Origin of the sequence: Chryseobacterium sp. CBo1, assembly GCF_001693475.1 — a bacterium.
Lineage (GTDB): Bacteria > Bacteroidota > Bacteroidia > Flavobacteriales > Weeksellaceae > Chryseobacterium > Chryseobacterium formosense.
Genome location: NZ_MAUH01000004.1, coordinates 25,267 through 52,253, shown reverse-complemented (window position 1 = coordinate 52,253; position 26,987 = coordinate 25,267). Strand labels below are relative to the sequence as shown.

19 protein-coding genes are annotated in these 26,987 nt (G+C 35.9%); 11 read left to right on the top strand and 8 right to left on the bottom strand.

Going from position 1 to position 26,987, the window contains the following annotated elements; genetic code table 11:
• Window positions 1–6: 6 nt before the first annotated feature.
• The 3 genes from speB (at window position 7) to BA768_RS04160 (ending at window position 2,587) form a co-directional block, all read left to right on the top strand.
• Window positions 7–858 carry an agmatinase gene (speB, locus tag BA768_RS04170; protein ID WP_065719823.1) on the top strand — a complete coding sequence of 284 codons (852 nt, stop codon included), beginning with the start codon at window positions 7–9 and terminating at the stop codon, window positions 856–858.
• Window positions 859–927: 69 nt separating this feature from the next.
• Window positions 928–1,788 (top strand): bifunctional helix-turn-helix domain-containing protein/methylated-DNA--[protein]-cysteine S-methyltransferase, encoded by an 861-nt coding sequence (locus BA768_RS04165; protein WP_065719822.1) that lies wholly within the window; start codon window positions 928–930, stop codon window positions 1,786–1,788.
• Between the two features lie 187 nt (window positions 1,789–1,975).
• Window positions 1,976–2,587: an alpha-ketoglutarate-dependent dioxygenase AlkB family protein gene (locus BA768_RS04160; protein ID WP_065719821.1), complete on the top strand. Its 612-nt coding sequence runs from the start codon at window positions 1,976–1,978 to the stop codon at window positions 2,585–2,587.
• A 233-nt stretch (window positions 2,588–2,820) separates the two neighbouring features.
• Here BA768_RS04160 and BA768_RS04150 read toward each other — a convergent pair whose 3' ends face one another.
• The 3 genes from BA768_RS04150 to BA768_RS04140 form a co-directional block, all read right to left on the bottom strand.
• Window positions 2,821–4,680 (bottom strand): CocE/NonD family hydrolase, encoded by a 1,860-nt coding sequence (locus tag BA768_RS04150; RefSeq protein WP_065719819.1) that lies wholly within the window; start codon window positions 4,678–4,680, stop codon window positions 2,821–2,823.
• A gap of 139 nt (window positions 4,681–4,819) precedes the next feature.
• Window positions 4,820–5,239: an SH3 domain-containing protein gene (locus BA768_RS04145; RefSeq protein WP_034674590.1), complete on the bottom strand. Its 420-nt coding sequence runs from the start codon at window positions 5,237–5,239 to the stop codon at window positions 4,820–4,822.
• 6 nt (window positions 5,240–5,245) lie between these two features.
• Entirely contained in the window at window positions 5,246–5,734 is a 489-nt protein-coding gene (locus BA768_RS04140; protein WP_065719818.1) for a BON domain-containing protein, read from the bottom strand.
• A 342-nt stretch (window positions 5,735–6,076) separates the two neighbouring features.
• Here BA768_RS04140 and BA768_RS04135 point away from each other — a divergent pair, with 342 nt between their 5' ends.
• Together BA768_RS04135 and BA768_RS04130 are read left to right on the top strand one after the other, a co-directional pair.
• A complete protein-coding gene (locus BA768_RS04135; RefSeq protein WP_065719817.1) occupies window positions 6,077–7,327 on the top strand; it encodes a dicarboxylate/amino acid:cation symporter in 1,251 nt (416 codons plus the stop codon).
• A 463-nt stretch (window positions 7,328–7,790) separates the two neighbouring features.
• Window positions 7,791–8,504, top strand: coding sequence for a phytanoyl-CoA dioxygenase family protein (locus tag BA768_RS04130; protein WP_065719816.1), 714 nt, complete (start codon window positions 7,791–7,793; stop codon window positions 8,502–8,504).
• A 256-nt stretch (window positions 8,505–8,760) separates the two neighbouring features.
• Here BA768_RS04130 and BA768_RS04125 read toward each other — a convergent pair whose 3' ends face one another.
• Window positions 8,761–11,562 carry a GH92 family glycosyl hydrolase gene (locus BA768_RS04125; protein ID WP_065719815.1) on the bottom strand — a complete coding sequence of 934 codons (2,802 nt, stop codon included), beginning with the start codon at window positions 11,560–11,562 and terminating at the stop codon, window positions 8,761–8,763.
• A gap of 127 nt (window positions 11,563–11,689) precedes the next feature.
• On the opposite strand from BA768_RS04125, the gene BA768_RS04120 reads away from it, so the two are divergent.
• Complete coding sequence (locus BA768_RS04120) at window positions 11,690–12,793, top strand: Mrp/NBP35 family ATP-binding protein (RefSeq protein ID WP_034674599.1); 1,104 nt, start codon at window positions 11,690–11,692, stop codon at window positions 12,791–12,793.
• 42 nt (window positions 12,794–12,835) lie between these two features.
• Entirely contained in the window at window positions 12,836–13,084 is a 249-nt protein-coding gene (locus BA768_RS04115; RefSeq protein WP_051882657.1) for a NifU family protein, read from the top strand.
• Between the two features lie 66 nt (window positions 13,085–13,150).
• On the opposite strand, the gene BA768_RS04110 is transcribed toward BA768_RS04115, so the two are convergent.
• The 4 genes from BA768_RS04110 to ppk1 form a co-directional block, all read right to left on the bottom strand.
• Window positions 13,151–14,053, bottom strand: a complete 903-nt coding sequence (locus BA768_RS04110; RefSeq protein WP_065719814.1) for an Abi-alpha family protein — start codon at window positions 14,051–14,053, stop codon at window positions 13,151–13,153.
• Window positions 14,054–14,198: 145 nt separating this feature from the next.
• Window positions 14,199–17,291: a choice-of-anchor I family protein gene (locus tag BA768_RS04105; protein ID WP_065719813.1), complete on the bottom strand. Its 3,093-nt coding sequence runs from the start codon at window positions 17,289–17,291 to the stop codon at window positions 14,199–14,201.
• 188 nt (window positions 17,292–17,479) lie between these two features.
• Window positions 17,480–18,364 carry an exopolyphosphatase gene (locus tag BA768_RS04100; RefSeq protein ID WP_034674604.1) on the bottom strand — a complete coding sequence of 295 codons (885 nt, stop codon included), beginning with the start codon at window positions 18,362–18,364 and terminating at the stop codon, window positions 17,480–17,482.
• Window positions 18,365–18,463: 99 nt separating this feature from the next.
• Window positions 18,464–20,536: a polyphosphate kinase 1 gene (gene ppk1 / locus BA768_RS04095; protein WP_034674607.1), complete on the bottom strand. Its 2,073-nt coding sequence runs from the start codon at window positions 20,534–20,536 to the stop codon at window positions 18,464–18,466.
• 238 nt (window positions 20,537–20,774) lie between these two features.
• Here ppk1 and dnaK point away from each other — a divergent pair, with 238 nt between their 5' ends.
• The 4 genes from dnaK to BA768_RS04075 all read left to right on the top strand — a co-directional run bounded on the left by dnaK (window position 20,775) and on the right by BA768_RS04075 (window position 26,975).
• A complete protein-coding gene (gene dnaK, locus BA768_RS04090; protein ID WP_065719812.1) occupies window positions 20,775–22,667 on the top strand; it encodes a molecular chaperone DnaK in 1,893 nt (630 codons plus the stop codon).
• Between the two features lie 280 nt (window positions 22,668–22,947).
• On the top strand, window positions 22,948–24,174 hold the full coding sequence (locus tag BA768_RS04085; RefSeq protein WP_065719811.1) for an LGFP repeat-containing protein: 1,227 nt from the start codon (window positions 22,948–22,950) through the stop codon (window positions 24,172–24,174).
• A 12-nt stretch (window positions 24,175–24,186) separates the two neighbouring features.
• Window positions 24,187–25,374 (top strand): LGFP repeat-containing protein, encoded by a 1,188-nt coding sequence (locus tag BA768_RS04080; RefSeq protein WP_065719810.1) that lies wholly within the window; start codon window positions 24,187–24,189, stop codon window positions 25,372–25,374.
• Between the two features lie 77 nt (window positions 25,375–25,451).
• Window positions 25,452–26,975, top strand: coding sequence for a hypothetical protein (locus tag BA768_RS04075; protein WP_034674612.1), 1,524 nt, complete (start codon window positions 25,452–25,454; stop codon window positions 26,973–26,975).
• Window positions 26,976–26,987 lie beyond the last annotated feature (12 nt).

The window sequence follows — 26,987 nt, the reverse complement described above, 5'->3', positions numbered from 1 at the left end:
TAAAACATGAAAACATACGCAGGAATTCCTGAAGAAAATGCTTCATTAGAAAATTCAAAAGTAGTTTTGGTAACAGTTCCTTATGACGGAACTTCAACTTGGGGAAAAGGTGCAGATAAAGGTCCTGAATTGTTCCTTGATGCTTCTGAAAACATGGAACTGTATGACATTGAAACAGGAACTGAACCTTATCTTGAGGGTGTTTATTTAGCTGGAGAAGTTTCTGAAAATTCAACACCTGAAGCAATGACGGAAGCGGTTTATCAGAAAACAAAAGAGCTTTTGGCAACAGATAAATTGTTTACCCTTTTTGGTGGTGAGCATTCGGTTTCTATCGGTTCTATTCGTGCGGTTGGAGAAAAATTTGAAAATTTGACGGTTCTTCAGTTAGACGCTCATACAGATTTACGTCCTGAATTCCATGGTTCTACTTCTAACCATGCTTGCGCGGTTTTTGAAGCGAATCAGAAACATAATTTGGTTCAGGTGGGAATCCGTTCTATGGATGTTGAGGAAGCTCAGTATTTACCTGAAGGGAGAGTGTTTTTTGCGCACGAAATTGCTCACAACGACAATTGGGTAAATGATGTTTTGGAAAAAGTTTCCGGTAATGTGTATATCACCATCGATTTGGATGCTTTTGATCCATCAATCGCACCATCTACAGGAACTCCGGAACCGGGAGGTTTACAATGGTATCCAACATTAGAGCTATTGAGAAAAGTTTTCGAAAAATGTAATGTTGTGGCTTTTGATATTGTTGAGCTGATGGATTCTGCTTATGCAAAACCAAGTGCTTTCTTAGCTGCAAAATTGTATTACAAGATGTTGGCTTATTATCATATCAACAGAGATTAAAATTCCGCAGGAAACGGATTTTTTCTTCCAATTTTTCTTCTGACATTTGTGAGGTAAAAACAAATGAAAATGTCGAGACAAGAGCAAATAGATTATCAGAGAATTGCCAAGGCGATAGAGTATATTCAGAGCAATTTTAAACTTCAGCCCAATTTGGATGAGGTTGCTGAAAAAGTAAACTTAAGTCCGGCTCATTTTCAGAAAATATTTACCGATTGGGCAGGAACGAGCCCAAAGAAATTTTTGCAGTTCATCAGTCTTGAGCACGCAAAAAATTTATTGAAAGAAGAAAAAGCAAGTTTGTTTGATGCTGCTCTGGAAACCGGACTTTCAAGCACAAGCAGATTACATGATTTGTTTGTGAATATCGAAGGAATGTCTCCCGCAGAATACAAAAACGGTGGAAAAAATCTGAGAATAAATTATAATTTCTCTGAGAGTCCGTTTGGAAAAATCATTACCGCATCTACCGAAAAAGGGATTTGCTATATGGCTTTCGAAGAAAATAAAGAAAATGCATTGAGAGATTTACACCATAAATTTCCCAATGCATCTTTTTTTGAGAAATACGATGAGTTTCAGAAAAATGCATTATCAATTTTTAACAAAGACTGGTCAAAACTCAATACCATAAAACTCCATTTAAAAGGAACTGATTTCCAGTTGAAAGTCTGGGAAAGCTTGCTTAAAATTCCTTTGGGAAAATTATCGACTTACGGAAATTTAGCTAACGAAATAGGAAGCCCGAAAGCTTCAAGAGCCGTAGGAACTGCGATCGGAAGCAATCCTGTTGCATTTTTAATTCCGTGTCATCGTGTGATACAATCTTCAGGCAAAATCGGTGGTTATATGTGGGGAAGTGATAGAAAACGGTTGATAATCGGCTGGGAAAGTGCAAAGATATATTCTGATGATTCTATTTTGCTGTAAATAATTTCTCTCACAAATTATACAGATTTTCACAGGTTCTCGTGTGCTTCGTGAAAGATCTTTGTGCGCTTTGTGGTTAAAAAAAAGCAATGTCGTGGAGGTTTATCAGATGAAATGATTTCTTAGTGTTATTAGTGAAAAATGTTTGTGTAATTTGTGTTTTAATATTTAGCTTAAACCTTAAAAAATGCTTAACCTTTTCAACGAAATACAAAATTTCCCCATCAATGTTCTTCCCAAAGACGGAGTTGCAGAATATTACGGAAAGATTTTTTCTGATGCAGAATGCGAAAAATATTACCAGTATTTATTCAACGAAATTCCGTGGGAAAATGATGAAGCCGTAATTTTCGGTAAATTGATTTACACCAAAAGAAAAGTGGCTTGGTTTGGTGAAAAAGAATTTGAATACACTTATTCCAATCGTACGAAATATGCAAAACTCTGGACTCCCGAATTATTAGCTTTAAAACAAAAATGTGAAGAAGTGTCCGGAGAAACCTATAATTCTTGTCTTCTGAATTTATACCACGATGGAAGTGAAGGAATGGCGTATCACAGCGATGGTGAAAAAGATTTAAAAAAACACGGCGCAATTGCTTCTGTAACTTTTGGAGCGGAGCGAAAATTTTCTTTCAAACATAAAATTTCAAAAGAAAGAATTGACATTCAGCTTGAAAACGGAAGTTTATTAGTTATGAAAGGAACAACCCAGGAAAACTGGCTTCACCGACTTCCACCAACGACAAAAATAAAAACGCCGAGAGTGAATTTGACTTTCAGAACTATTGAAGAATAAATTTTTTTACAAAGATTTTATTATGCAGTTTGTCATTCCGACGAAGGAGCAATCTCTAAAATTTAAATTAGATTCTTCATTCCATTGCACTTCATTCAGAATGACAAATGAGCTGTTGATTTTTACAGTTAAGCATAAATTTAAAAGAGATAATTTAAAAATCTGCGTCATCTGTAAAATCAGCGAGCTCTAAAAAACAAAAAAAGCTGTTCAAATCGAACAGCTTTTAAACTTTATTGTAAAACTTCAACCTCAATCGCTGAATCTTCAAAAACTTTTATAAGCGCTTTGGTATAATCTTCCTTCGCAGCAAAATTCGGATTTTCCATAAACTTTTGGGGATTGATGGCAAACAAAGGAAACCATGTTGACGAAACCTGTATCTGAATTTTGTGTCCCTTCTTAAAAGTATGAACCACATCCTGCAATCTGAAATTTACCTTAGTTTTCTGATTGGCAACCAAAGCTTCTCCTTTTTCTCTCGAATTTCTGAATCTTGCAGGCATAATTTCACTTCTTACCATCTGATGATAATTTCCGTAAATCACACCATCTTTCTTTTCAGTTGGTTTAAAATCTTCAGGGTAAACATCAATTAATTTTACTGCAAAATCGGCATCTGTAGAAGTGGAGGCGATATTTAATTTTGCTAAAATTTCTCCTGCAAAAGTCATATCTTCTGTTAAAACCTCAGTTGTGAAAGTCAGAACATCCGGTCTTCCGACAGCAAATCTTTGATCTTCCGACATATAATTTCTTGGTGTAAATCCATTAAAATCCTTCAGATTATCAGAACTTAAAACCGGGTTATTCGGGTCGCTGTAATATTCCGAAAATCCTTGTCCTGCAGAATTTTTTAAAGTTCCATTAGCTAAATAAAAATTCATTTTCTTCGCTTCTTTTGGAGGATAAGTTGCAAATTCACGCCACTGTTTAGCGCCCGTATCGTACATCAATGCTTCCGGTAAGTCTGCGTCTTGTTTTGTATTTCCTTTTAAATAATGATTAAAAAATTTCGTTTCAATATTTTTCTGATAATAGATTGCAATGCTGTCTCCGAAATAGATTTGATTATGAAAATGTTTTCCCTCTTCACGTCCCCATCCTCCGTGAGAAAATGGCCCCATCACGATCGTATTCTTAGCTTTCGGACTGGTTTTTTCAATGGTTTTGTAAATATTTAATGGTCCTGAAAGATCTTCCGCATCAAACCAGCCACCAACCGTCATTACCGCATGGTTAATATTTTTCAGATGTTGCAATAAACCTCTTTTCTGCCAGAATTCATCGTAGTTTGGGTGATTCATAATTTCAGTCATAAAGAAATTGTTTTTATAGTATTTCTCGTAACCGTCTTTTAGTGTTCCCATGTCTCTGTAGAACTTTAGACCATCTTCTGAGGTTGATTTAATCATAGAACCAGAATACCAGGCTTTATTTTCCGGTTTTGTTTTCTGAACGCCGAAGACAGGGAAGGTTTTAAAATAACCCAGCATAAATCTTCCGTTGTGCAGGAAATCGTCATTCCAGAAATCTGAAATCGGAGCCTGTGGAGATGAAGCAACCAAAGCCGGATGTTGTGCTAAAGTTCCTACAGCAGTATAGAATCCGGGATAAGAAGTTCCGAACTGACCGACTTTTCCGTTGTTGTGTTTGATGTTTTTAATTAAATATTCAATTGTGTCATAAGTATCGGTGCTTTCATCAATATCTTTTTTGGTTTTTCTTTCAACCTGTGGCGTCATATTGGTAAAAACTCCTTCACTCATATATCTTCCGCGAACATCCTGATAGACGAAAATATATTTTTCGTTCATCAGATATTTATTCGGGCCAAGGCTTCTGCGGTACTCATTTTCACCGTACGGCGCAATACTGTAGCAGGTTCTCTGCATCAGAAATGGATATTTATTTTTATTGGAAATATCTTTTGGTGTATAAACTGCCGTAAAAAGTTTTGTTCCGTCACGCATCGGAATATAAAACTCTTGTTTTGTGAAATTATCTTTTACATAATTGTCTTGCTGTTGGGTATTTTGAGAATATCCGAAAATGAAAAAGCAAATAAGTAAAATTGAAAAATGAATCTTCATGAATAAAATTTGACGCTAATTTATTAATAAAATGTGATTTTATTTTAAGGTTTGAAATAGGTAAATTGTTTTCATATTTAAACAACAAAAAAACATCCCCTAAAAGGAGATGTTCTATATTTTAAATTTAATTGTGAAATTAAGCTCTCAAATATCTTGCATAAGCGTAACCTTCCTGTCCGTCAGCAGTTTTTACTTTCCACCAATCGTCAGAAGTTTGTTCTACTAAAGTTACAGAAGATCCTTTTGATGCTTTTCCTACGACAGCAGCTTCAGTTGAAGGCTCTTGTCTGATATTCAGATTAGATTCTTCAGTTGCAACGGTAAGATTTGCACCTGCAGCTAAACCTGAAACCTGAACATCAAGGTTAATATCTGTTGCAGAATAGGTTGAGTCGATTGCTCCCAAAGCATTCCATACTGCATCTTTAGCAGCCGTGTTTGAAGCATTTCCGGAAACATAAAGAATTCCATCCTGCTCCTGAACCTGAAGATTTGAAATTCCTGCAGACTGAGCAGCAGAAACTACACCTGAATATTTATCTTGTAATGTGCTCATCTTTAATTATTTTACGACTAAGTTATTGTTATATTTTCCAACTTTCAAAGCATCAACAGATTCTTTGATTTTTCTAGCCTGAGCTGAAGAAACGTTTCCTGTCAATGTAAGTTCTCCATTTACAACTTCTACTTTTACAGAAGGGAAATCTTTTACGGCATCCTGTACTTTTTGCTGAACTGCAGGGTCTACAGCTGATGCAGTTTCTACCGGTGGTGCAGTTGGAGCAACTTCTATCGTTGCCATATCATGTACATCTTTTACCCCTTTTATTTCTTTTAAAGATTTAATAGCAGCATCTTTTTCTGCCTGAGTAGCAAATGTTCCACCAAGATGTGCAACACCTTCTTTTATCTCAACAGTTGCTGTAGGATTTGCTGTAATTACTGTGGTAGCCTGAGTCTGAAGATCAGCATCAGATACCTTTTTTTTGCACGAAATAGCTCCAAATGAAACTGCCAAAGCTAAGGCAGACATTACGAATGTTTTTTTCATAGTTTGATTTAATTTAATTATTTAATGTTTTTGTTAGACTCAAATGTAATAATAAAATCTATACCAAAATACAAATGATAAAAATTTTAAATAAAGTTTTTTGAATAATTTATGATCAGGATCATGATGTTGTTTTTGTTAATAGCTTGTTATTATGTAGTTTAAACTAATGATTCATAATATTTGAAAAACATTATATTTGTGGCCATTGATAATAGTATGAAATTGCCATGAATTGCAAATGCATATGAAATTTACCGGTTTCAATGATAAAAAATCGGCAAACTCTAATGACAAAGACGCAATTCTATTTGGTATAAAAAAAATAATAGAAATCTACGTATGAAAGGACAAAACAAACTATTTTTTGCCATCATCATTGCACTTGTATTAGGTGTAGCGATTGGCGGCTTCGTTCATGTACAATATCCTGAAAGTGCCGAACCGTTTTCAAAAAACATAAAACTTCTCGGAACTGTTTTCATACGATTGGTACAAATGATTATTGCACCATTGGTTTTTACAACTTTGGTCGTGGGAATCGCCAAAATGAGCGACATTAAAATGATCGGAAGAGTAGGAACAAAAGCGATGCTTTGGTTTATTACTGCTTCACTCGTTTCTCTTTTCATCGGTTTGATTTTGGTAAACTGGCTCGAGCCGGGACACGTTACAAAACTTCCGATTCAGGATGCGGCTTCAGCAGAAGAGCTGATCAAGTCGAGCAAAGGTTTTTCAATGGAAGATTTTGTAAAGCATATTATCCCTAAAAGTATTTTTGAGGCTTTTGCAACGAATGAAGTGCTTCAGATTGTGGTTTTTTCCATTATGTTTGGAGTGGCTCTGGCAAATTTGGGAGACGAATATGCTCAACCGGTTATCAAATTATTCGATGTTATTGCTCACGGAATTCTGAAAATGGTCGGCTACATCATGTGGTTTGCTCCGTTTGGAGTTTTGGGCGCCATTGCGGCGGTTGTAGCAACAAATGGTTTTGAAATATTTAAAGTATATGCTATTTACCTGAGAGATTTTTTCTTTGCAATAGCTATCTTGTGGCTGGTTTTGTTGTTGGTAGGATATTTAATCTTAGGAAACCGTCTTTTCGAATTATTAAGAAGAATAAAATCTCCCTTGCTGATTGCATTTTCTACGACAAGCTCAGAAGCAGTTTTTCCAAAGCTTGTTGAAGAATTAGAGAGATTTGGATGTAACAATAGAGTAGTATCCTTTATTTTACCTTTAGGATATTCATTTAATCTGGATGGAAGTATGATGTACATGACGTTTGCATCAATTTTTATCGCTCAGATTTACGGAATTGAAATGTCAGTCGGACAACAGATTACCATGCTTTTGGTGTTGATGTTAACTTCAAAAGGAATTGCCGGAGTTCCGAGAGCTTCATTAGTAATTATCGTTGCAACCTGTTCGATGTTTGGAATTCCACCGGAAGGAATTGCCTTGATTTTACCAATCGACCACTTCTGTGATATGGCAAGAAGTATGACCAATGTTTTAGGAAATGCTTTAGCAACTTCTGCCGTTTCAAAATGGGAAGGGCAACTGGAGAATCATGGGGGAAAAATGTAAATTTTAATTTGGCCTAAACTAATAAAGTGGTCAATAATGAATGTTAATCTTCATTGTTGACCATTTTTTTAGGAGATATTTCCCGCTTTCCGCACTCGCTGTTTTATTTGTATTTGCGGCGCGGCTTAGCCGCGCCGCAAATACAAATAAAATGAGCTCAAACAATTGCTGCAATGGTAGGAGTTTGTTATTTGAGAATAGCAAATATCACCAAAGTTTGTCATTCTGAAAGAATCGAAGTAGGAAACTCATTATCTTGTTTTCAAATGTTATGCTAATAATAAATTTTGTATTACTTTGCTGAGTGAAATCAGAGATTCGACGTAGTCAAACGCCTTTGCACCCGGAAAATATTTTCAAAATTTTAAAAAAACCTTTGCGCCCTTTGCGTTTAAAAAAAAGATTCTTCAATATGCACTCTTCTTTCACCATTACAGAAGTATAGCAATAAAACTTATATTTTATGAATTTACAAAATCATATAAATCTAATCCAGGAAAACGGCTTTACGGTCATCAATAATATCTTTTCTGATGAAGAAATAGAAAAAATTACTGAAGTCATTCAAGATATAGATACCTCAAAAGAAACGTTTCGAAAATCGGAAGACCTTTTCGCCATTCGTCAGTTTTTAAAAGAAATTCCAGAAGTAAAAGATTTGATTTTTAATGAAAATTTAAAAACAATTATTAACGAGATTTTTGGTAAAAGCTATTTTGTCGTAAAAAGCATTTATTTCGACAAGCCTGAAAAATCAAACTGGTATGTCGCTTATCATCAGGATTTGACAATTTCCGTCGATAAAAAAGTAGAGTTGGAAAATTTCGGACCATGGACAACAAAACAGAATCAATTTGCAGTACAGCCGCCTTTAGATCTTCTCGAAAATATTTTCACGATAAGAATTCATCTTGATGATACTGATGAGAATAACGGAGCTTTAAAAGTTGTTCCAAAATCTCATGCAAAAGGAATTTACAGACCCGAAACCATCGACTGGAATATTGAAACCGAAACCATCTGCAACGTTGACAAAGGTGGAATTATGATCATGAAACCTTTGACTCTTCACGGTTCAAACCGTACAACCAACGGTAAGAAAAGAAGAGTGATTCATATTGAATTTTCGGATAGAGAATTGCCGGAAGTATTGAATTGGTCGGAAAGAATGAATTGATTCCAAAAATTAATCAATAAGGTTTGGCTAAAGCCAAGGGAACTTTGTAATTTATTAAACGGGCTAAAGCCCGTTCCTATTGAATAACCAAATTATCATTAAGTAATATTTAATAAAAAATAATCCCACGCAGATGATTCAGATGAAGCAGATTCATAAAAGAAAAATCTGCTCAATCCGAAAAATTTGCGAGATATTAAAAAACAAAACCTCTTCCAAATCGAAAGAGGTTTCATTATTTATGAATTGCGAATTTCTATTTCACAGAAATCTCATCTACAAAAATATAAGCTTCTCCACCTGCACCTTGATGCCACTCCGGAAGTTTTCCGAAGTGATACGCTTTTACTTTTAAATATCTTGCTTCTGTAGGAAGAACCGCAGTTCTGAAATCTTTTATCTGAACATTTTCATCTTTCGGATCAATGTCGTTTTCTAAAGTTTTTAGAAGAATAAATGTTTTTCCGTCCATCGAGGCGTAATATTCTACTTTCTTCGGCATTAAAATCCATGCTCTGCTGTCTTGTAGATACGTTGAAGAAATTTCATTGATTTGCTGAGGCGATTTAAAATCGATGATCGCTTCCACAGTTTGTCCCTGATAACCTTGCCATTCGCCTTTTCTCCAGTTTACATCACCGTTGATTCCGTCGATGATGGCCAGTTTTCCGCCTGCTGTATATTGCGGATTTACCGTTGCATTGATGGCTACATCCCAATGGTTTGGTCTTCTGTTGAAATTGGCTGTAGTAATCGAGCTTTTTTCACCATTTCTTTCAGCATAAGTAGAAACTTGTGTTGTTTTATTGATGGTAAATGGTTCTTTGTAAACTTTAAACGTTTTTCTTACATTCTTATCGTCATCATCCAAAGTCATGTAATATACTTTATCTTTTTCGTTCAACGGAGTGATTTTTACCTGAGTGGTAAATTCAAAAAGTCGGTCTGCAGCAATTACGGGAGATGCAGTTTGTTCTGTATATTTTAAATCTTTAGCCGCTTTTACATCTTCAAAACCTAAATATTTAAGCTCGCTTTTCTGAGTGTTTTTGGTAATGATTTTTGTTGTTCCGTCTTCTAAATGCAATTTAATTTCATCAAAATAAGGTGTTACGGTTTCCCATTCAGGTTTTCCCGGAGTTACAGAATAAATTCCCATTGAGCTCAAAATAAACCATGCACTCATCTGTCCGCAGTCTTCGTTTCCAATCAGACCGTCCGGAGCGTTTTTGTAGAAATTATCAAGGATATATTTGATTTTTTCTTCTGTTTTCTGTGGTTTATCAACAAAATTATAGAGATAAGCGATGTGGTGGCTCGGCTCGTTTCCCTGAGCGTATTGTCCCATCAAACCGGTAATGTCAACCTGCTCTCTACCTGTTGTTTTGTCAGGAGCTGAGAAAATAGCATCAATAAACTGTTCAAATTTTTCTTTTCCGCCGTGCGCCTGGATCAATCCCGGAATATCTTGTGGAACGAAGTAAGAATAATGCCAAGAATTCCCTTCTGTATAATTGTTGTTGACTTCTCTCGGATCAAACGGTTCGTACCAATTCCCGTTTTTTCTTGCCTGCATAAAACCGTTATTCGGATTGTAAAGATTTTTCCAGTTCTGAGAACGCTTCATGAAATATTCGTAATCTTCTTTTTTATTTAAAATTTTCGCCATCTGAGCGATACACCAGTCATCATATGCATATTCCAACGTTTTTGAAACACTTTCATGCTCATCATCAATGCTGATATAATTTTTCTGCTTATAAGCATTTAAACCAAAAATATCCTGCATCGCAGAGTTTTTTGAAGCTTCAAAAGCTTTTTCGTAATCAAAACCTGTAATTCCTTTTGCCATGGCATCTGCAATCACAGAAACGCCATGATAACCGATCATACATTCTGTTTCGTTAGATGCTAATTCCCAAACCGGAATTCTTCCGCCCTGTTCACGTTGTTTGATGAAGGTATTGACGAAATCTGCCGTTCTTTTCTTGTCAATTAATACCATCAAAGGGTGTGCTCCTCTGAATGTGTCCCAAAGTGAGAAAACGGTGTAATAATCGAAACCGTTTGCCATATAAAATTTGTTGTCTCTTCCGCGGTATTTCCCGTCAACATCCATATTGATATTCGGTTGCGTGAAAACATGATACATTGCGGTGTAGAAAACCGTCAGTTTGTCTTTGTCTGCAGATTTAACTTCAATTTTCGAAAGCTCTTTATTCCAGTCTGTAACGGCTTGGTTTTGAATTTCGCTGAAATCATTTGATTTTCCTTCAGCCAACATATTTTTGGCTGCACCTTCATATCCCGTTGGGGAAATTGCTACTTTCACGCTGATTTTTTCACCTTTTTTTACAGCTGAGGTAAATGCTAAAGCTAATTTGGTTCCTGAAAAAGTATTGTTCTCATTTTTACCGTTAAAGTTTTTGCCCGAGATTTTCACTGGTTTTGAAAACTCAATTCGGGCATAAATGTATTGGTTGGTTGCCCATGCTTCACTTCTTCTGAAAACTTCAATTGTTTTGCTGTCGATGATTTTAACCTCGCCTTCCAGCAATTTATCTCTGTGATTTAAATCTAAAATAATATTGGCTGTTCCGGCTTTGTTGAATTTGTATTCATGGTAGCCAACTCTTTTAGTGGTCGTCAAACGAACATCAATGTCATGTTTATCTAATTTCACCGAATAAAATCCGGCGGTTGCTTTTTCATTTTTATGAGAAAACTTTGATGAATATTCTTTTGGCGTTAAACCTGCTTTTCCCATTGTAGGCATCAACATGATGTCTCCGTAATCTGAAACTCCGGTTCCGTTCAAATGGGTATGAGAAAATCCGTAAATTACAGAGTCTGAATAATGATAACCGCTGCAGCCGTCCCAGCTTCCTTCGATTCTCGTGTCCGGAGAAAGTTGCACCATTCCGAAAGGTACAATGGCACCCGGAAAAGTATGTCCGTGACCGCCCGTTCCAATAAAAGGATTTATATATTGCGAATAATTTTGTGAAAACGAATTATGAGCAATTAATCCTAAAAGAACGAATACTATTTTTTTCATGGAAATTAAAATTAAAATCGCCCTAAATTACGTAAAATTTCCTTCTGCAAAAGAATTTATCTATCAGTCCGTTTATTGATTCTAAATAGCTAAAAAATCCGTAAATTTGTAGACAATTTATATTTTTATGTTGACTAAAGAAAAAGTACAGAATTTCCTTAAAGAGATTGAAGTAGATGACCTTGTGTCGAACTTTCAGGTTATGGGAAATGATGTTTATATCGATATGACTGCCCATTCACCGGCAATGCACGAAAAGAAAAAGCTTGAGGCAGCAATGAAACAGGCGTTCGCAAGCGAATTTGGAGAAGAGATTAACCTTAAACTTAAAATTGTTTCTCCGGAACCAAGTGAAGTACAACTAAGCCAGATCAAAGGAAAACAAATTCCGGGAATTCAAAATATAATTGCCATCGCATCAGGAAAAGGTGGAGTTGGTAAGTCTACCGTTTCTGCAAACCTTGCGGTAACTTTAGCGAAAATGGGCTTTAAAGTAGGTTTATTGGATGCAGATATTTATGGGCCGTCTGTTCCTACGATGTTTGATACGGAAGGTCAGAAACCAATTTCTGTAGACGTAAACGGAAAAAGCTTAATGAAACCTATCGAAAATTATGGGGTAAAAATGCTTTCTATCGGATATTTCTCAGGAGCTAATCAGGCAGTTGTTTGGAGAGGACCGATGGCTTCAAAAGCTTTGAACCAAATGATCAGAGATGCAGCTTGGGGAGAACTTGATTTCTTATTAATCGACCTTCCTCCGGGAACAGGAGATATTCACTTATCAATAATCCAGGAAGTTCCGGTAACGGGAGCGGTGATTGTAAGTACACCTCAACACGTTGCTTTAGCAGACGTTAGAAAAGGTATTGCCATGTTCCAGATGGAAAGTATTAACATTCCTGTACTTGGATTAGTAGAAAATATGGCGTATTTTACACCGGAAGAATTACCTGACAATAAATATTATATCTTTGGAAATCAGGGAGCGCAATATTTAGCAGAGGATTTAAACATTCCGGTTTTAGGGGAGATTCCTTTAATTCAGAGTATCAGAGAAGCAGGAGATGTAGGAAGACCGGCAGCTTTACAGGAAGGGTCTAAAATTGCTGAAATCTATACCGAAACTGCCAAAAAAATGGTAGAAAGTTTAGTGGAAAGAAACAAATTTCTTCCTCCGACTGAAGCAGTAAAGATCACGACAATGGCTGGTTGCTCACCAAAAAAATAATTTAATTAATTTCAAATATATTTTTGAAAACCAAACCCAAATATGGAGACAAATATAACACACGAAGACACTGTAACCCGAGTAATGGAAGCTCTGGAAAGCATTCGTCCGTTTTTGAATAAAGACGGCGGTGATATCGAGCTTTTGGATGTAAAAGATAATACTGTTTTTGTAAAACTTTTAGGAAACTGTTCAGGTTGCTCTCTTAATTTCTCAACTTTGAAATTAGGTGTTGAAAATACGATCAAGCAACACGCTCCTGAAATTGAAAAGGTAGTGAATGTAGAGTAAAAATAAGACAATATATTTTTTAAAGACAGACCTTTGAAGGTCTGTCTTTTTTTGTGGAAATTGACATTATATTATTTGTTGCTTTTCTTTGCATACTTTGATAAATAACTCTCCAAATTCAGTTAATAAATATTTAGTATCTGAATGTACATCAACTTCAAGATTGAAACTTGCATGACTTTCATATTCGTCTTGATCAATAGGAATTTTTAAAGTTTGAGGATTAGCGTAAACATCTTTTTCTTCCTTTATCAACCCTAATCTTAACAAGTTTGATAGTTCGAAATTTTCAAAATTTTCTGCAGAAACTATTTCTAATTTTTCTAATGAATATTTTATTAAAGCTTCTTTGTGTTTATAGTTCTGAAGTTTGCTATTAATAGCAGATTTTTCTTTATACAATTTTAATAAATCAAAGTTTGGTTCATTATCAACCAAATTGAACTCAAGGATTTTTTTATCAATTAATTTTAATTTTTTAGAGTGTTCATTTTCGATGCTTTCTTTATTAATATAATAATTATTGAGCTCTTCTCTGATTTTAGATATTCTATTTTCTTTATCGTCGAATATTCTTTCTAAAATTTGAAACTCTTTTTTCGAGATTTGACTTAAAATATAAGGGAAAACATGGTTTTGAATATTCTGTTCAGAATCTACCAAATTTGATAATAAAATAGCCCATTTATCCGTTAAAAAATCATCATCTTCAATACTTGAATATTCTAAAATAGGACATAATAATTTGAGTGAAATTTGTTTTGTTGATATATTATTTTTAGAACAAATTTCTTTTGCCTTAACTAATGTTTTTACTTGATTATTAAATCTCCATAATGAAATTTTATCCTTTAATAATAATCCTGTTTCCTCTACCGAAGGCATAATTAATTTGTCAACAAAGTCTTTTGCTATATCTATACCTTTCTCTAGTAAGCTAGAAGTAATATTTATTTTGTTGTCACTCATTTCTCTCACTTATTTCGTATCATGTCAAATATACAAACTTCTTTGTTTTTTTAAAGCTATCTAATATATATGACATTTAATAATTTTAAACCAAAAAAGCCCCGAATTCCGGAGCTTCAAAAGTAAATTATTAAGTAAAAAAAAATTATTTCACGATGAATCTCTTCACTTCGCCTTCTGAAGTTTTAATTAAGTAAACTCCGGTATTTAATTTTGAAGTGTCGATGGTAAGAGCGTTTTTCTCTTTTCCAAGAAGTTTTCCGCTCATGTCGTACAATTCGTAACCCATTGTTCTGTTGAAGTACAGTGTATTTCCTTTGTTTACAGGATTCGGGAAGATGTTGAAAGTTGCTTTTTCAGGTTTTATTTCGCCTGTTCCTAATGTTGCAGAAGACAGTACTTCATACATTGACAATGTTCCGCTGATTTCGTTGGCGATGATAACGTAACCTTTACCGTTGTTCATATTTTCAGGAGCGATGTAGATAATTCCTTCCGGACCGTTATCTCCAGCAAAAGCAGAAGTCGATCTTGAATGCTTGTAGTCTACAAATGTAACGTTGTTTGGATCTGTTACGTTATATACCATCACGCCACCTGTTCTTTCCAGAGTGATGAATGCGAAAGTCTGTCCGCTAATTGTTCCTAGAGTTACACCTTCCGGTTCGGGACCTTTTGCACGGCTTCTGTTTTTTGCTCCGTTGGCTTCGTTATCGGCATTGAAAATCAAAGGATGATTAGCTGCAATATAGCTTTCAAATCGGTCACCGCTATCATAAACCAGCTGTTTTGTATCTGTATTGAAAATCGAGAATGATCTTGCTCCCAAAGCATTGATTTCTTCAAAATCAGCATCTCCATCTGTATTTCCATTTACATTGGTCACTCGGAATCTTCCTAAATTATGCGAAGCTTTTAAAACGGAAGCATTCGGGAAAATTGTAGAGTCTAAAGCATATCCGTTTGCACCAACCGTTGTTCTTTCGCTGAATCCGCCCAAATCTTTTTCATCACCTTCGTTTGCGGTAACCAGATAAGTGGTGCTTCCCACTTTAAAAGAAGCCATTGCATCAGGATTGTAGTATGCTTTTACAGGCCAGTTTGCAATTAAAACTTCCCCGTTGTTATCTGAAGCATCAAAACCGTTTCCGGGAAGGCTCATGTCTTTTTTGCCCAATCCCCAAATGTTTCCTAAAGTATTTGTTGCTAAATTAACTTCAATGATTGCATTGTTTTCCTGACAAGAAACCCATGCTTTTTGGCTGTCTGAGCTGATGGTGACGTATTCCGGTTCAAGATCCTGAGCCAAAGTACTTGTTGCTTTCACTTTTCTTCCGCCTGAAGCGATTAATGCAGCTTCCTGTCCGTTAAATGTAGTCAGAGAAAGAGTGGTTACGTTCGATTGTGTCAAAGCCTGAATTCCAGCAACCGTTAAATTCGGAATGTTGATAATTGAAATTGAACCTTCAGGATCTACGGTATAAGCATCGTTTGGTTCACCTTCGTTTGCTGTCATTACTTTTGTTCCATCCGGAGTGAAAGTAATCATGTCCGGTAAAACTCCGACTTGCACCTGTTTTAAAAATGTTCCGTTTATATCAAAGAAAAAAACCGAACCGTTACCTTGAGGATTGGTTCCGTTTGGAGAAGCAACAGCAATGATTCCGTTTTTTACAGCAATACTTGTTATTCCGCCATAAAGGGTCATATCTATTGTGCTGACAACAGTCGGAGCCAAAGGATTGGAAAAATTAATAATATCAAAAACATCTGTTAAAGAACTGATCGTAAACAATCTCTGGGTTGCAGGATCATGAACCACAATTTCCGTTGAGCTGTTGTTGTTTCCTGAGGGATCAAAACTTCCGATATAATTTAACGATATCTGATTGGAAGGAACCGGTGCAGCTTTATCATTATCAATAATATAAACGGTTGATGAAGTGTCTCCTGTAATGGTTGTTCCAGCAGGGTTTTCAAGACTTACTACAAAATATTCTGCCTGTTGTTCTTCCAAATTATCATCGAGGATCGGAATATTTACCGTTACACTTGTTGTAGAAGGTGTAATATTGATGGTCTGATTTGCCAAAGTAAAATCGCTGCTGTTTGCTGTGCTGAATGGGGCAGGTTTTACGACCAGATTTACAGTTGCATTTGAAGGATTGGCAACATTTATTTTAAATGCTAAAGTTCCGGCATTTTCATTGACTTTAATTAAAGTTTTATCTAAAGAAATGCTTGTTCCTGCCGTTGTAAAGGTGCTTGAAGTTGCCGTTGTAACTGCATTATCGCTTGCATCTTCAACCATATTTGGTTTTAAAGCTAAATAATAAGCCTGATTCGGAAGCAAACCTGCTGTAGGAATTATTGTAATCTGATTATTGCTGAAAGTAGTAGTAAATGGAACAGTGGTTCCTGTTGCGTTATTTAATTTTAATTCAATTAAATTCTGGGCATTTGCAGCAGTAATCGCAGAATTGTCAATTAATCTTACATTTTCATTAAAAGTAATCGTAGGATTTACCGTTGCAGAAGCGTTGTTTGCATTATTAGCGGGTAAATAAGTTACCGTTGGTGGAGTCGTGTCAACTCCGCTCATCGCAGTAGCATCAACCGTGAAATTGTCGAATCTATTGTTACCAACTGTTCCTCCCGGTCCCGCAGTAAATTCAACTTTCAGCATAAAATTTGGGTTATTGTTTGCGCTAAAGTTGTTTGAAAAATCAAGAGTTACCAACGTTGGATCTCCGTCAACCGGTAAAACGGCACCTTCGGGATCGTTGTTGGCAGTATAAGTGAAAGGTAAAAATGTAACCCCGTCAATCGAATAAGACCATTTTTGCTTTCCTGCTCCCGAACCTGATCTTCTGGTCGTAAATTTTACGACAACATTATTGTAACCTGTTGTAGGTAGAGCAAACTGAATATTTCCAGGGATTGGATTGTTGTAACGCAAGTGCGTACCTGCAGCATCTCCGTTTCTTCCGTTGATTGTCGAAAAACCGTTACCTGTAGCACTGGATAAATTAATAAAAGTATTAGGATCGGCTGTACCGTTTTGAAAAGCTGTAATGGTTCCGTTTTGTAATGCTGCAGCCGGCGAAGGCGCTGTAATCGCTGCAACGGAAGCATTATTATTAAAATTCCAGTAATGGATTAATGATTGTCCTGAAACTGCACCGTGAAATAACGCGGCAATCGGCAACAGACCTCTTAAAAGGTATTTGTTCTTCATTTTTATCAGATTTTAGATTGTTGCAAAAATGAAGATTGTACATTGTGAGGCTTTTAATTAAATTTTAAGAAATGATTAATAATTACTTCTTATTTAGTCTTGTTGTTTAAATATTTATTAAATAAAAAAAAGACAAACTGAATATTCACCAATTTGTCTTATATTTTGAAAATAACAATAATTATCGATTATTTTTTCTTTGTGACCTTATCATAAATATTGTGGATCAATCCATCCGCAACCGAAATTTTAGGGACAAAAATTCTTGTAATTTCAGACCAGGTCATGATATTGTTATAGATTTTTAACGCATGAGCCAATACATCTGCACGATCCTGTCTGAAATTATATTTAGTCATTCTTTCGTCTACGGTAAGTGCGCTGATTTCTTTGTAGATTTTTTTCAGATACGTTGCAGACATGGGTTTTCCGTCTTTGGTTTTGCTCATCGAAAAGGCTTTATTGATGTTTCCTCCTGAACCAATCGCAACAATAGGTTTTTTGCTGTTGATATTTTTTCGGATTTCTTCTTTCATTTCTTTCCAGTTGTCTTCGGTTACCAGATCATTAAGCAATCTGATGGTTCCGATATTGAAAGATCTTTCATAAAGCATTTTTCCGTTTTCGTAGAAAGTAAGCTCTGTAGAACCACCACCTACATCTACATAAAGGTAAGCGAAATCCTTGTCAAGCCCTTCTGCAACATGATTTTCATAAACCAGAGTAGCTTCTTCGTCACCGGAAATAATCTCGATGTCGATGTCTGATGATGCTTTTACGTTTTTAATGATTTCTTGTCCGTTTGCAGCGTCACGCATTGCACTGGTTGCACAGGCGCGATAATGTTCAACTTTATAAATTTTCATCAGATCACTGAATATTTTCATAGAGTCGAGCACCATTTTTTCTCTTTCTATACCTATTTTACCAAGGGTAAAAACATCCATACCCAATCTCAGAGGAATTCGTAAAAGATTAAGCTTAATAAACTCAGGTTCTCCGTTCTGGATTTTTACTTCGTTTATTAAAAGTCTGGCTGCATTACTTCCTATGTCTATCGCTGCAATGATCATTGTAAGTATGGTTTATTTATTCAGTAAAATATTTAAATTTCAATTCCGAAATTTACGAAAATTATTCTCCAATTAAAGTTTCGTTCTTTTTCTGATGTTCTATTTTTTGCTTGCCTTAGCTTTTAAATATCGGTAAGTTTCAATCTGTGAACGACATGTTTTCTGGTCATTACGGATGTATTCGTTGCTTAATTTTTTATCTAAAATTCTTGCCTTAACATTATCGCTAAGTTGAATATCCAAAATGTCTTTGATTTCTTTTTTTAAATTTTTATCGGTTATTTTTGCGGCAGCTTCAATTCGGTAATCAAGATTTCTGGTCATCCAGTCGGCTGAAGAGATGTAGATGTCTTCAGAACCTTTATTATAAAAATACATAACTCTGGCGTGTTCCAAATATTCATCGACAATACTTATTGCTTTTATTTTCTCCTTGAAATCTTTCTGGTTGACTGCGCAGTAAATTCCACGAACAATCATTCTGATAACAACGCCAGCTTCGGCCGCTTCGTATAATTTTGTGATTAAAGCACGATCACTTACAGAGTTGGCTTTTATAATCATTTCTGCTTTTCTTCCGGCTTTGGCTTCCTCAATCTCCTTATCGATATGATGTACAATTTTATCACGCATAAACTGTGGACAAACCACTAGATTCTTGCAGGTTTTTAAAACTGATATATAATCTTCTTTCGGTTTTCTAAGAACATTAAAAACTTTGTTGATGTCTGCCATAATTCCACGGTCAGAGGTCATAATGAGATGATCGCCGTAGATTCTTGCTGTTTTTTCGTTGAAATTTCCGGTACTCACAAAACCATATTGAAGGGTTTTGTTGTTCGCTCTTTTTTTTATGACACAGAGTTTCGCATGTACTTTTTTATCTGGAATTCCTGTAAGAACGGTAATTCCTTCAGGTTCAAACATTTCTTTCCACATCAGGTTTGATTCTTCATCAAATCTCGCCTGAAGCTCCAGCATGACGGTTACTTCTTTTCCGTTTCTGGCCGCATAGATTAATGCATTACTGATTTTCGAATTGCTTGCGAGACGATATGCAGTGATCTGAATAGATTTCACATCCGGATCCATTGCTGCTTCTCTCAAAAGATCGATCACAGGAGTATAGGTATGATAAGGGAATGTCAAAAGGACATCGTGTTTTAAAATAACATCGGTTACTCTCTCTCCATGCTCAAAAGCCTGGTGTGTAAAAGAAGTTCTTTCTACCGGTCTCTCATATTTTTCAAAAACATCAGGGAAATCCATAAAATGTTTGAAATTGTGAATTTTACCTCCGGGAATAATGCTGTCTTTTTTACTTAAATTTAACTTTCGGATAAGAAGTTCGAGCAAAGCTTTATCCATATCCTTATCGAATACGAATCGGGTAGGCTTTCCTTTTCTACGGTTTTTTAGTCCTTTTTCTATTTTTTCTGCCAGATTGGTTTTGATATCGTTATCAATATCCATTTCGGCATCTTTGGTTACTTTAAATGCATTTGCTGCAAATTCGTCATAGCCAAAATAAGAGAAAATATGTGGCAGATTGAAGGTGATCACATCTTCCAGAAGCATCACATTTTTTTCTTCTGGATCTTCTGTTGGTAAAAGAACGAATCTCCCTACAAAACGGGACGGGATTTCTATGATGGCGTAATTGCTGTGATAATTCCAGTCTTTTTTTCTCATGGCAACACCCAGATAAAGACTTTTGTCTCTCATGTAGGGCATGGGTGTGTTTTCATGCAAAAGGATCGGTATGACGTTGGCTTCTACTGTTTCATCAAAATATTGTCTTACAAATTCTTTTTGTTTTGAGCTTAAATTTTTAGAAGTTTTTATATAGACATTATGCTCTGCCATTTCACTCTGGATTTTTTTCCAGGTTCTGTCGAAATCATGCTGTTGCGTGATAACGGTGTCATTTATTTTCTGAAGAATTTTTGAAGGGGGTTGATAAAAAGATTCGGCAAGTACTTTTTCCTTAAAATCCATGGCACGCTTTAGACCTGCAACACGCACCCTGAAAAACTCGTCTAGATTATTGGAGAAAATCCCGAGAAAACGAATTCTGAGATGAAGCGGCACGTTTTCGTCCATTGCTTCCTGCAAAACTCTTTCGTTGAATGATAACCATGTGATATCTCTGGGATTGAAATGTAATGACATATTTTTTTGTAAAATTTATCAAAAGTAGTAATAAAAACTCTTCATTAATCGTCTTTTAAGATTAATTCTTAATTAATTTTTTAGTTAAAAAAAGAAGGCACTTAAAGAAATTTAGCAACGTTCAATATGTTCATATTACCTAGTCTGTCATTTTGTCATAAAAAGATAATTGGTACAAATATTGAGAAAATGAGATTGTACAATTAAAATTAAAAAATTAGAAAAAAATATAAAAATTATGAGTAAAATAATTGGAATCGACTTAGGAACAACAAACTCTTGCGTTGCAGTAATGGAAGGTAAAGATCCTGTTGTAATTCCTAACGCAGAAGGTAAAAGAACAACGCCATCTATTGTAGCGTTTACTGAAGATGGTGAAAGAAAAGTAGGTGATCCTGCAAAAAGACAGGCGGTAACGAACCCTACAAAAACAGTTTATTCAATTAAAAGATTTATCGGAACTCATTTTAAAGACGATGCTTCTGAAATCTCAAGAGTACCTTATAAAGTGGTATCTGGACCGAATGATACGGTAAAAGTAAAAATCGACGATAGAGAATACACTCCACAGGAAATCTCTGCAATGACGCTTCAGAAAATGAAGAAAACTGCTGAAGATTATCTTGGTCAGGAAGTAACGAGAGCGGTAATCACTGTTCCTGCATACTTTAACGATGCACAAAGACAAGCTACTAAAGAAGCTGGTGAAATTGCTGGTCTTAAAGTAGAAAGAATTATCAACGAACCTACTGCTGCTGCGCTAGCTTACGGTCTTGATAAAAATCATAAAGATCAGAAAATCGCTGTATATGACCTTGGTGGTGGTACTTTCGATATTTCTATTCTTGATTTAGGTGATGGTGTATTCGAAGTATTGTCTACAAACGGAGATACACACTTAGGAGGTGATGACTTTGATGATGTAATCATCAACTGGATGGCTGATGAATTCAAAGCTGAAGAAGGTGTTGAGTTGAAATCTGATGCAATCGCATTACAAAGATTGAAAGAAGCTGCTGAAAAAGCAAAAATCGAATTATCTTCTTCTCCACAAACTGAAATCAACCTTCCATATATTACCGCTACAGCTACAGGTCCAAAACACTTAGTGAAGACTTTAACGAAAGCTAAATTTGAGCAATTAGCTTCTGATTTAGTAAGAAGATCAATGGAGCCGGTTGCTAAAGCATTGAAAGATGCAGGTTTATCAACTTCAGATATCGACGAAGTAATCTTGGTAGGTGGTTCTACAAGAATTCCGATCATCCAGGAAGAAGTAGAAAAATTCTTCGGTAAAAAACCTTCAAAAGGAGTTAACCCGGATGAGGTTGTAGCAATTGGTGCTGCGATCCAGGGAGGTGTATTGACCGGTGATGTAAAAGACGTTCTTTTATTAGATGTTACGCCACTTTCTTTAGGTATCGAAACAATGGGTTCTGTTTTCACTAAATTAATTGAAGCGAACACGACGATTCCAACTAAAAAATCTGAAGTATTCTCTACAGCTTCTGACAATCAGCCGGCTGTAAGCATCAGAGTAGGACAGGGGGAAAGATCAATGTTCAACGATAACAAAGAAATCGGTAGATTCGACCTTACAGATATTCCACCAGCGCCGAGAGGAGTTCCTCAGATCGAAGTTACTTTCGATATCGATGCAAACGGTATCCTAAGTGTTTCTGCTAAAGATAAAGGAACTGGTAAAGAGCAGTCTATCAAAATTCAGGCTTCTTCAGGTCTATCTGACGAAGAAATCGAAAGAATGAAGAAAGAAGCTCAGGAAAACTCTGCAGCAGATGCTAAGAGAAAAGAAGAAGTTGAAATCTTCAACAAAGCTGACGGATTGATCTTCCAGACTGAAAAACAATTGAAAGAATTCGGTGAAAAGCTTTCTGCTGACAAAAAAGCAGCAATCGAAGCAGCTCACGGAGAATTAAAAACGGCTTTCGAAGCTAAAAATGCAGATGATGTAAAAGCCAAAACAGAAGCTTTAGATGCAGCTTGGATGGCGGCTTCAGAAGAATTGTATGCTGCTGGTCAACAACCAGGTGCTGATGCAGGAGCACAGAATACTGGAAATGCAGGAGGAGCAGAAGATGTTCAGGATGCAGATTTTGAAGAAGTGAAGTAATTTTCAATACATTATAATTAGAAACCGCTGTAAATTAAATTTTACAGCGGTTTTTTTGTTTTTAAATAAGAGCCATTCAAAAAATATCCCATTCAAAATTTTTTCTTATTACTAAAATAAAGGGGTAAACACCCGCAGTTATATAGTGGTTTTCCTTGTCACTCTTCTTTGTGTTTCAAATAATTTTACATCATAATCTTATCAGAAAATTAATGAGAAATTCAACTCAAATTATTTTTTTCTGAAAGTTTAAATCACAACCAATTATAAAATTATTACTATGAATCTAGAGGAGAAAAAACAAGCACTCATCGATGCCGGATGGAATCTTGAAACCCCTTTAACTGAGATTACACCGATTTTTGAAGGAAGATTTCAGCGATTTCAGGATTTTTCTATTTATGAAAATCAACACGATAATCAGGCGTATGAAGTACACGGAGCAATTTATCAGAAGTATTTAGAATTTAATGAAACTACAGGCGATTTAGGTTTTCCAACATCAGATGAAATGGATAATCCCGAATCTGAGGGCGGAAAAATGAGTATGTTCCAATACGGAATAATATACTGGACATCATATGATGGTGCATACGTGCAACTTTACCCACATTATGAGGAAGCAGATCTGCTTGACTGGCAAAAAGTACTTTCAGACAAAAATAATTATACTTTAGATGATATTTCGGTTGTGATAAATAACATCCGGGAGAAAAGAGATGCTGTTACAACTCATGTAAAACCTGTACCCAATGGGTTTGCTTTTTTCGGAAAATTTAATCCGAAACCTACAGCTATTGTAGCGGGAAGTATTGAAGAATGGATTTGGGAGGAAGTAAGCTCAGAAGGTTCTTTTGATTCGATAAACGCATATGATAATATGATTGTGACTTGGGGTAAAGGGATTTCAAAAATTCATATTCCGAAGATTCTAAAGTCTATTTTCACCCAAAATCCTAATTTGGAAGAAGCTTTTAAATCAGTTGGTGTTGCTGTAGATGAAAATAAAAATTTACTCGTTGTAGACACCACAAATTCTGTAATTCTTACTAATGATGATGGTTTCAGACACATGAAATCGGATACTAAACTTATAGATTTTTTAGCAGATGTGGTTTCAAATCCCGATTTTCAGGATGTAATTTGTAATGAGCAATGGAAGTTTGTAATGAATTTTGCTCCGGGACTTACAGGTCATGTTTCTGCAAACAACTGGTCTAAAGATGCCATACAGCTCATGTTTCACTTTAGTTATTGGATGCCTGCAGCCGGTTGGGTCGGAAATTCTTCGGCATATAAAGCAACCAATGGTGATCCTACAAAAATTATTCTCACTTTTTATAAAAATCAGAAAGTTGCGAAAAATGATCTGGTAAAAAAACTGAAAATATTTGCAGGAAATTCTTTCAAAAAATACATCGCATTCGATCAGTTTCTCACCGAATTGCCGGAAGACCAATGTGCAAAATTTACAGATAATTCTACAACGTATTACGTTCCATTTTAAAAAATATAAGTTATGGATTTTAACGAAAAAATAGACCAGCTAAATGCAGGAGGTTTTTATGTCGGTGCACCTCTCGGTGAGGCAGAACTTATAGGAGATGGGTACAAAATGAGATTTGAAAATGCAATTTTATATCAAAATTCGTTCTACGAAATTTTTGAAGTTCACGGCGCAATTTTGGGAAGATACATAGAACTTGGAGAAGCTATAAGTGAGTTGGGTTTTCCTACATCCGATGAGTTGGATAACTCTAATATTTCAGGTGGAAAATGGAATTCGTTTGATAACGGATACATTACATGGGATCCCAATTCCGGAGTACAGGAAACAATCAATTCCAATGGAAACTCATCTTCTAACAATACATCCGGTGATTTGGTCTCGAAGCTTCAGTCTGTTGCCGATTTTGCTTTTACATTACTGCAAATGCCTTTAGCAGATGCAAAAAATATGATTTTTAAATCTGAAAACCCTTCTGATCCTAATAACTGGTGTGGCAATACTTTGGGGTATTTCTACAAAAACAGTGGAGCATCCAGGAAGATTGTGAATACTTATTTTGCAGGAACTTTAGGGCTTTCTTCCTATGGTTCATACTATAAAATAGGTTTTGACGGAAATTCGGGAGAGCTCGTAAAGTTCAGTAAGCCTTTAAAAATTCCAAAAATAGTTGCAGACGGAATTCCTGTTTCACTTGAAGATTATCATCAGCAAAGAGGAATTCTCAGAAAAATAATTTTGTTTGATGAAATTCAGGCAGGAGGTTCATTAGATATTCTTCCCGGCGATATTTTCTTGTTTGATGGACGTAATAAAAGCGGTCCCGATCATATACAAATGGTCTATCAATGGGACGAAAACGATCGTACGCTCATTGTAATCGATGGTAACGGAGGAGGCTTTGCTTTAGACGGATACGGTACAAATGCAGCAGACCCGAATGCTTCCGGAAATAATCAATCTAAAGACAATACACTTAAAACGGATAAAATAAAAATTCTGGAAGACAAATTAGGGACAGGTGTTATTTATACAAATGATGGTGCATCCGGAAGAGTAGGAATTACCTGTCATATCCTTACAAATGATCATCAGGTGAATCCGCCCGCTGAGAACACTTCGCTCCCTCATGCACGTGTTTGGGCAATTATAAGACCTTCTCTGGCAGATTTTGAAGATCATGAATACACTTCTTTATAAATCACAAATATTAATAGGAAACTAAGCTGAAAATCCGTAAAAGAGTAAGCACAATAACAATTTTAAAACTTAATACAATGGCAGATTTATCAAACATTTTACCGGATCAACTTATGCAAGGAGTTCTTGGTAAGCTTTACGAAGTATTAACTGGCGGAGATGGAGATGTTCCACCGTCAAAGGATAATTTTTTCAGTTGGTGTTCTCCGGGGATACCAATAAGACCGGAAGATTTACGTTTTTTAACCATGGGTTTATCAGGTGTTTATACTCCCGAAAAAGACAGTGAAGGCAAAGTCGTTGAGCTTACCGATCAGGAAAAAGAAAAAATAAGAGCAACAAGTACAGGATGGCTTTACCAACAGGCAGAAAATCTGGCGCGCCTTGTAGATTTTATTCCGGATGTAAATGCGGCAGACAACAATCAATTATCAAAACTGAGTATTCAGCAAAATGAAGGAACTTTATCGGATGTGTATAAATATGCGCTACAATTCAGTAAAGTTGCCAATACAGAACTATCTGAGGAAGAAAAAGCCAAAGTAGAAAAATTTAAACAGCTTCTACAGGTAAAAAGAATAAAAAAAGATCTTATTACCGATGAAGAATCTGAAGTGATAGAGCCAAGTCCGCTCGTAATTTTGTACAATCAGAAAATGGCAGCGTATATCGATGCGGTTTTAGAATACAATACTTACAGAGTCGATGCGCTGGCTGCAGATAATTCTAAGGCAATTCACTTTTGGGCGATGAATGCTTCCAGTTTGCGCAAAAAAGTTCAGGCAGCAATGTCTGATTGGGTTACAAACGGATACAAAAATGAATACGAAGGAATTGCGGCAAGAATAGATCAGATCATGTCAAAAGATTTATCTTTATTAAAAGCAGAATATAAAGACACATTGGAAAGAGCCAAGCTCACTGGTCTTGCTTCCGGTTCAGATTTTTATTACACTTCTCTCGTTCCCGGAAATTTTGTTGAAGGTGGCTGGACGAAATTTAGCTTCGGATCTTCAGATTACGCAAGACATTCAGACAGCAAATATACTTCTTATGGAGTAAGCGGCTCAGCAGGATTTTTAGGTTTTGGTGCATCTGCAGGTTATCAGCATAAAGATTCCAGCAGCAACCGTACTATTAATGCATCCAATTTTAAACTGACTTTTGAAATGTGTCAGGTTCCGATTGTAAGACCTTGGCTGAAAACACCTTTTCTTACTTCAAAAGCCTGGAAATTAGATATGGGAAGTCCAGAAGTTCAGTCAAGAGGAGAATTTTTGAATGACGGAGCGATGCCGCCAAACGGAATTATGCCTGCATATCCTACATCTGTTTTATTTATCCGTAATCTGGTTTTAGATTTCGGACAATATAACTCAGAATATGCTTCGGCTTTTAAATCTGATAAAGCAGATGCATCTGCCGGTTGGGGACCTTTTAGTGTGGATGCCAATTATTCTTCCAGCAGTTACAAGTCTGACTTCAAATCACATTCAGATTCTCAGGGAATTCGTGTGGATGGAATGCAGATTATAGGTTTCAACTGTCATGTGCTGCCGAAAAGTCCGGATCCGCTTCCGAATATTACCAGTTGGATTTAACCAAAAACAAAC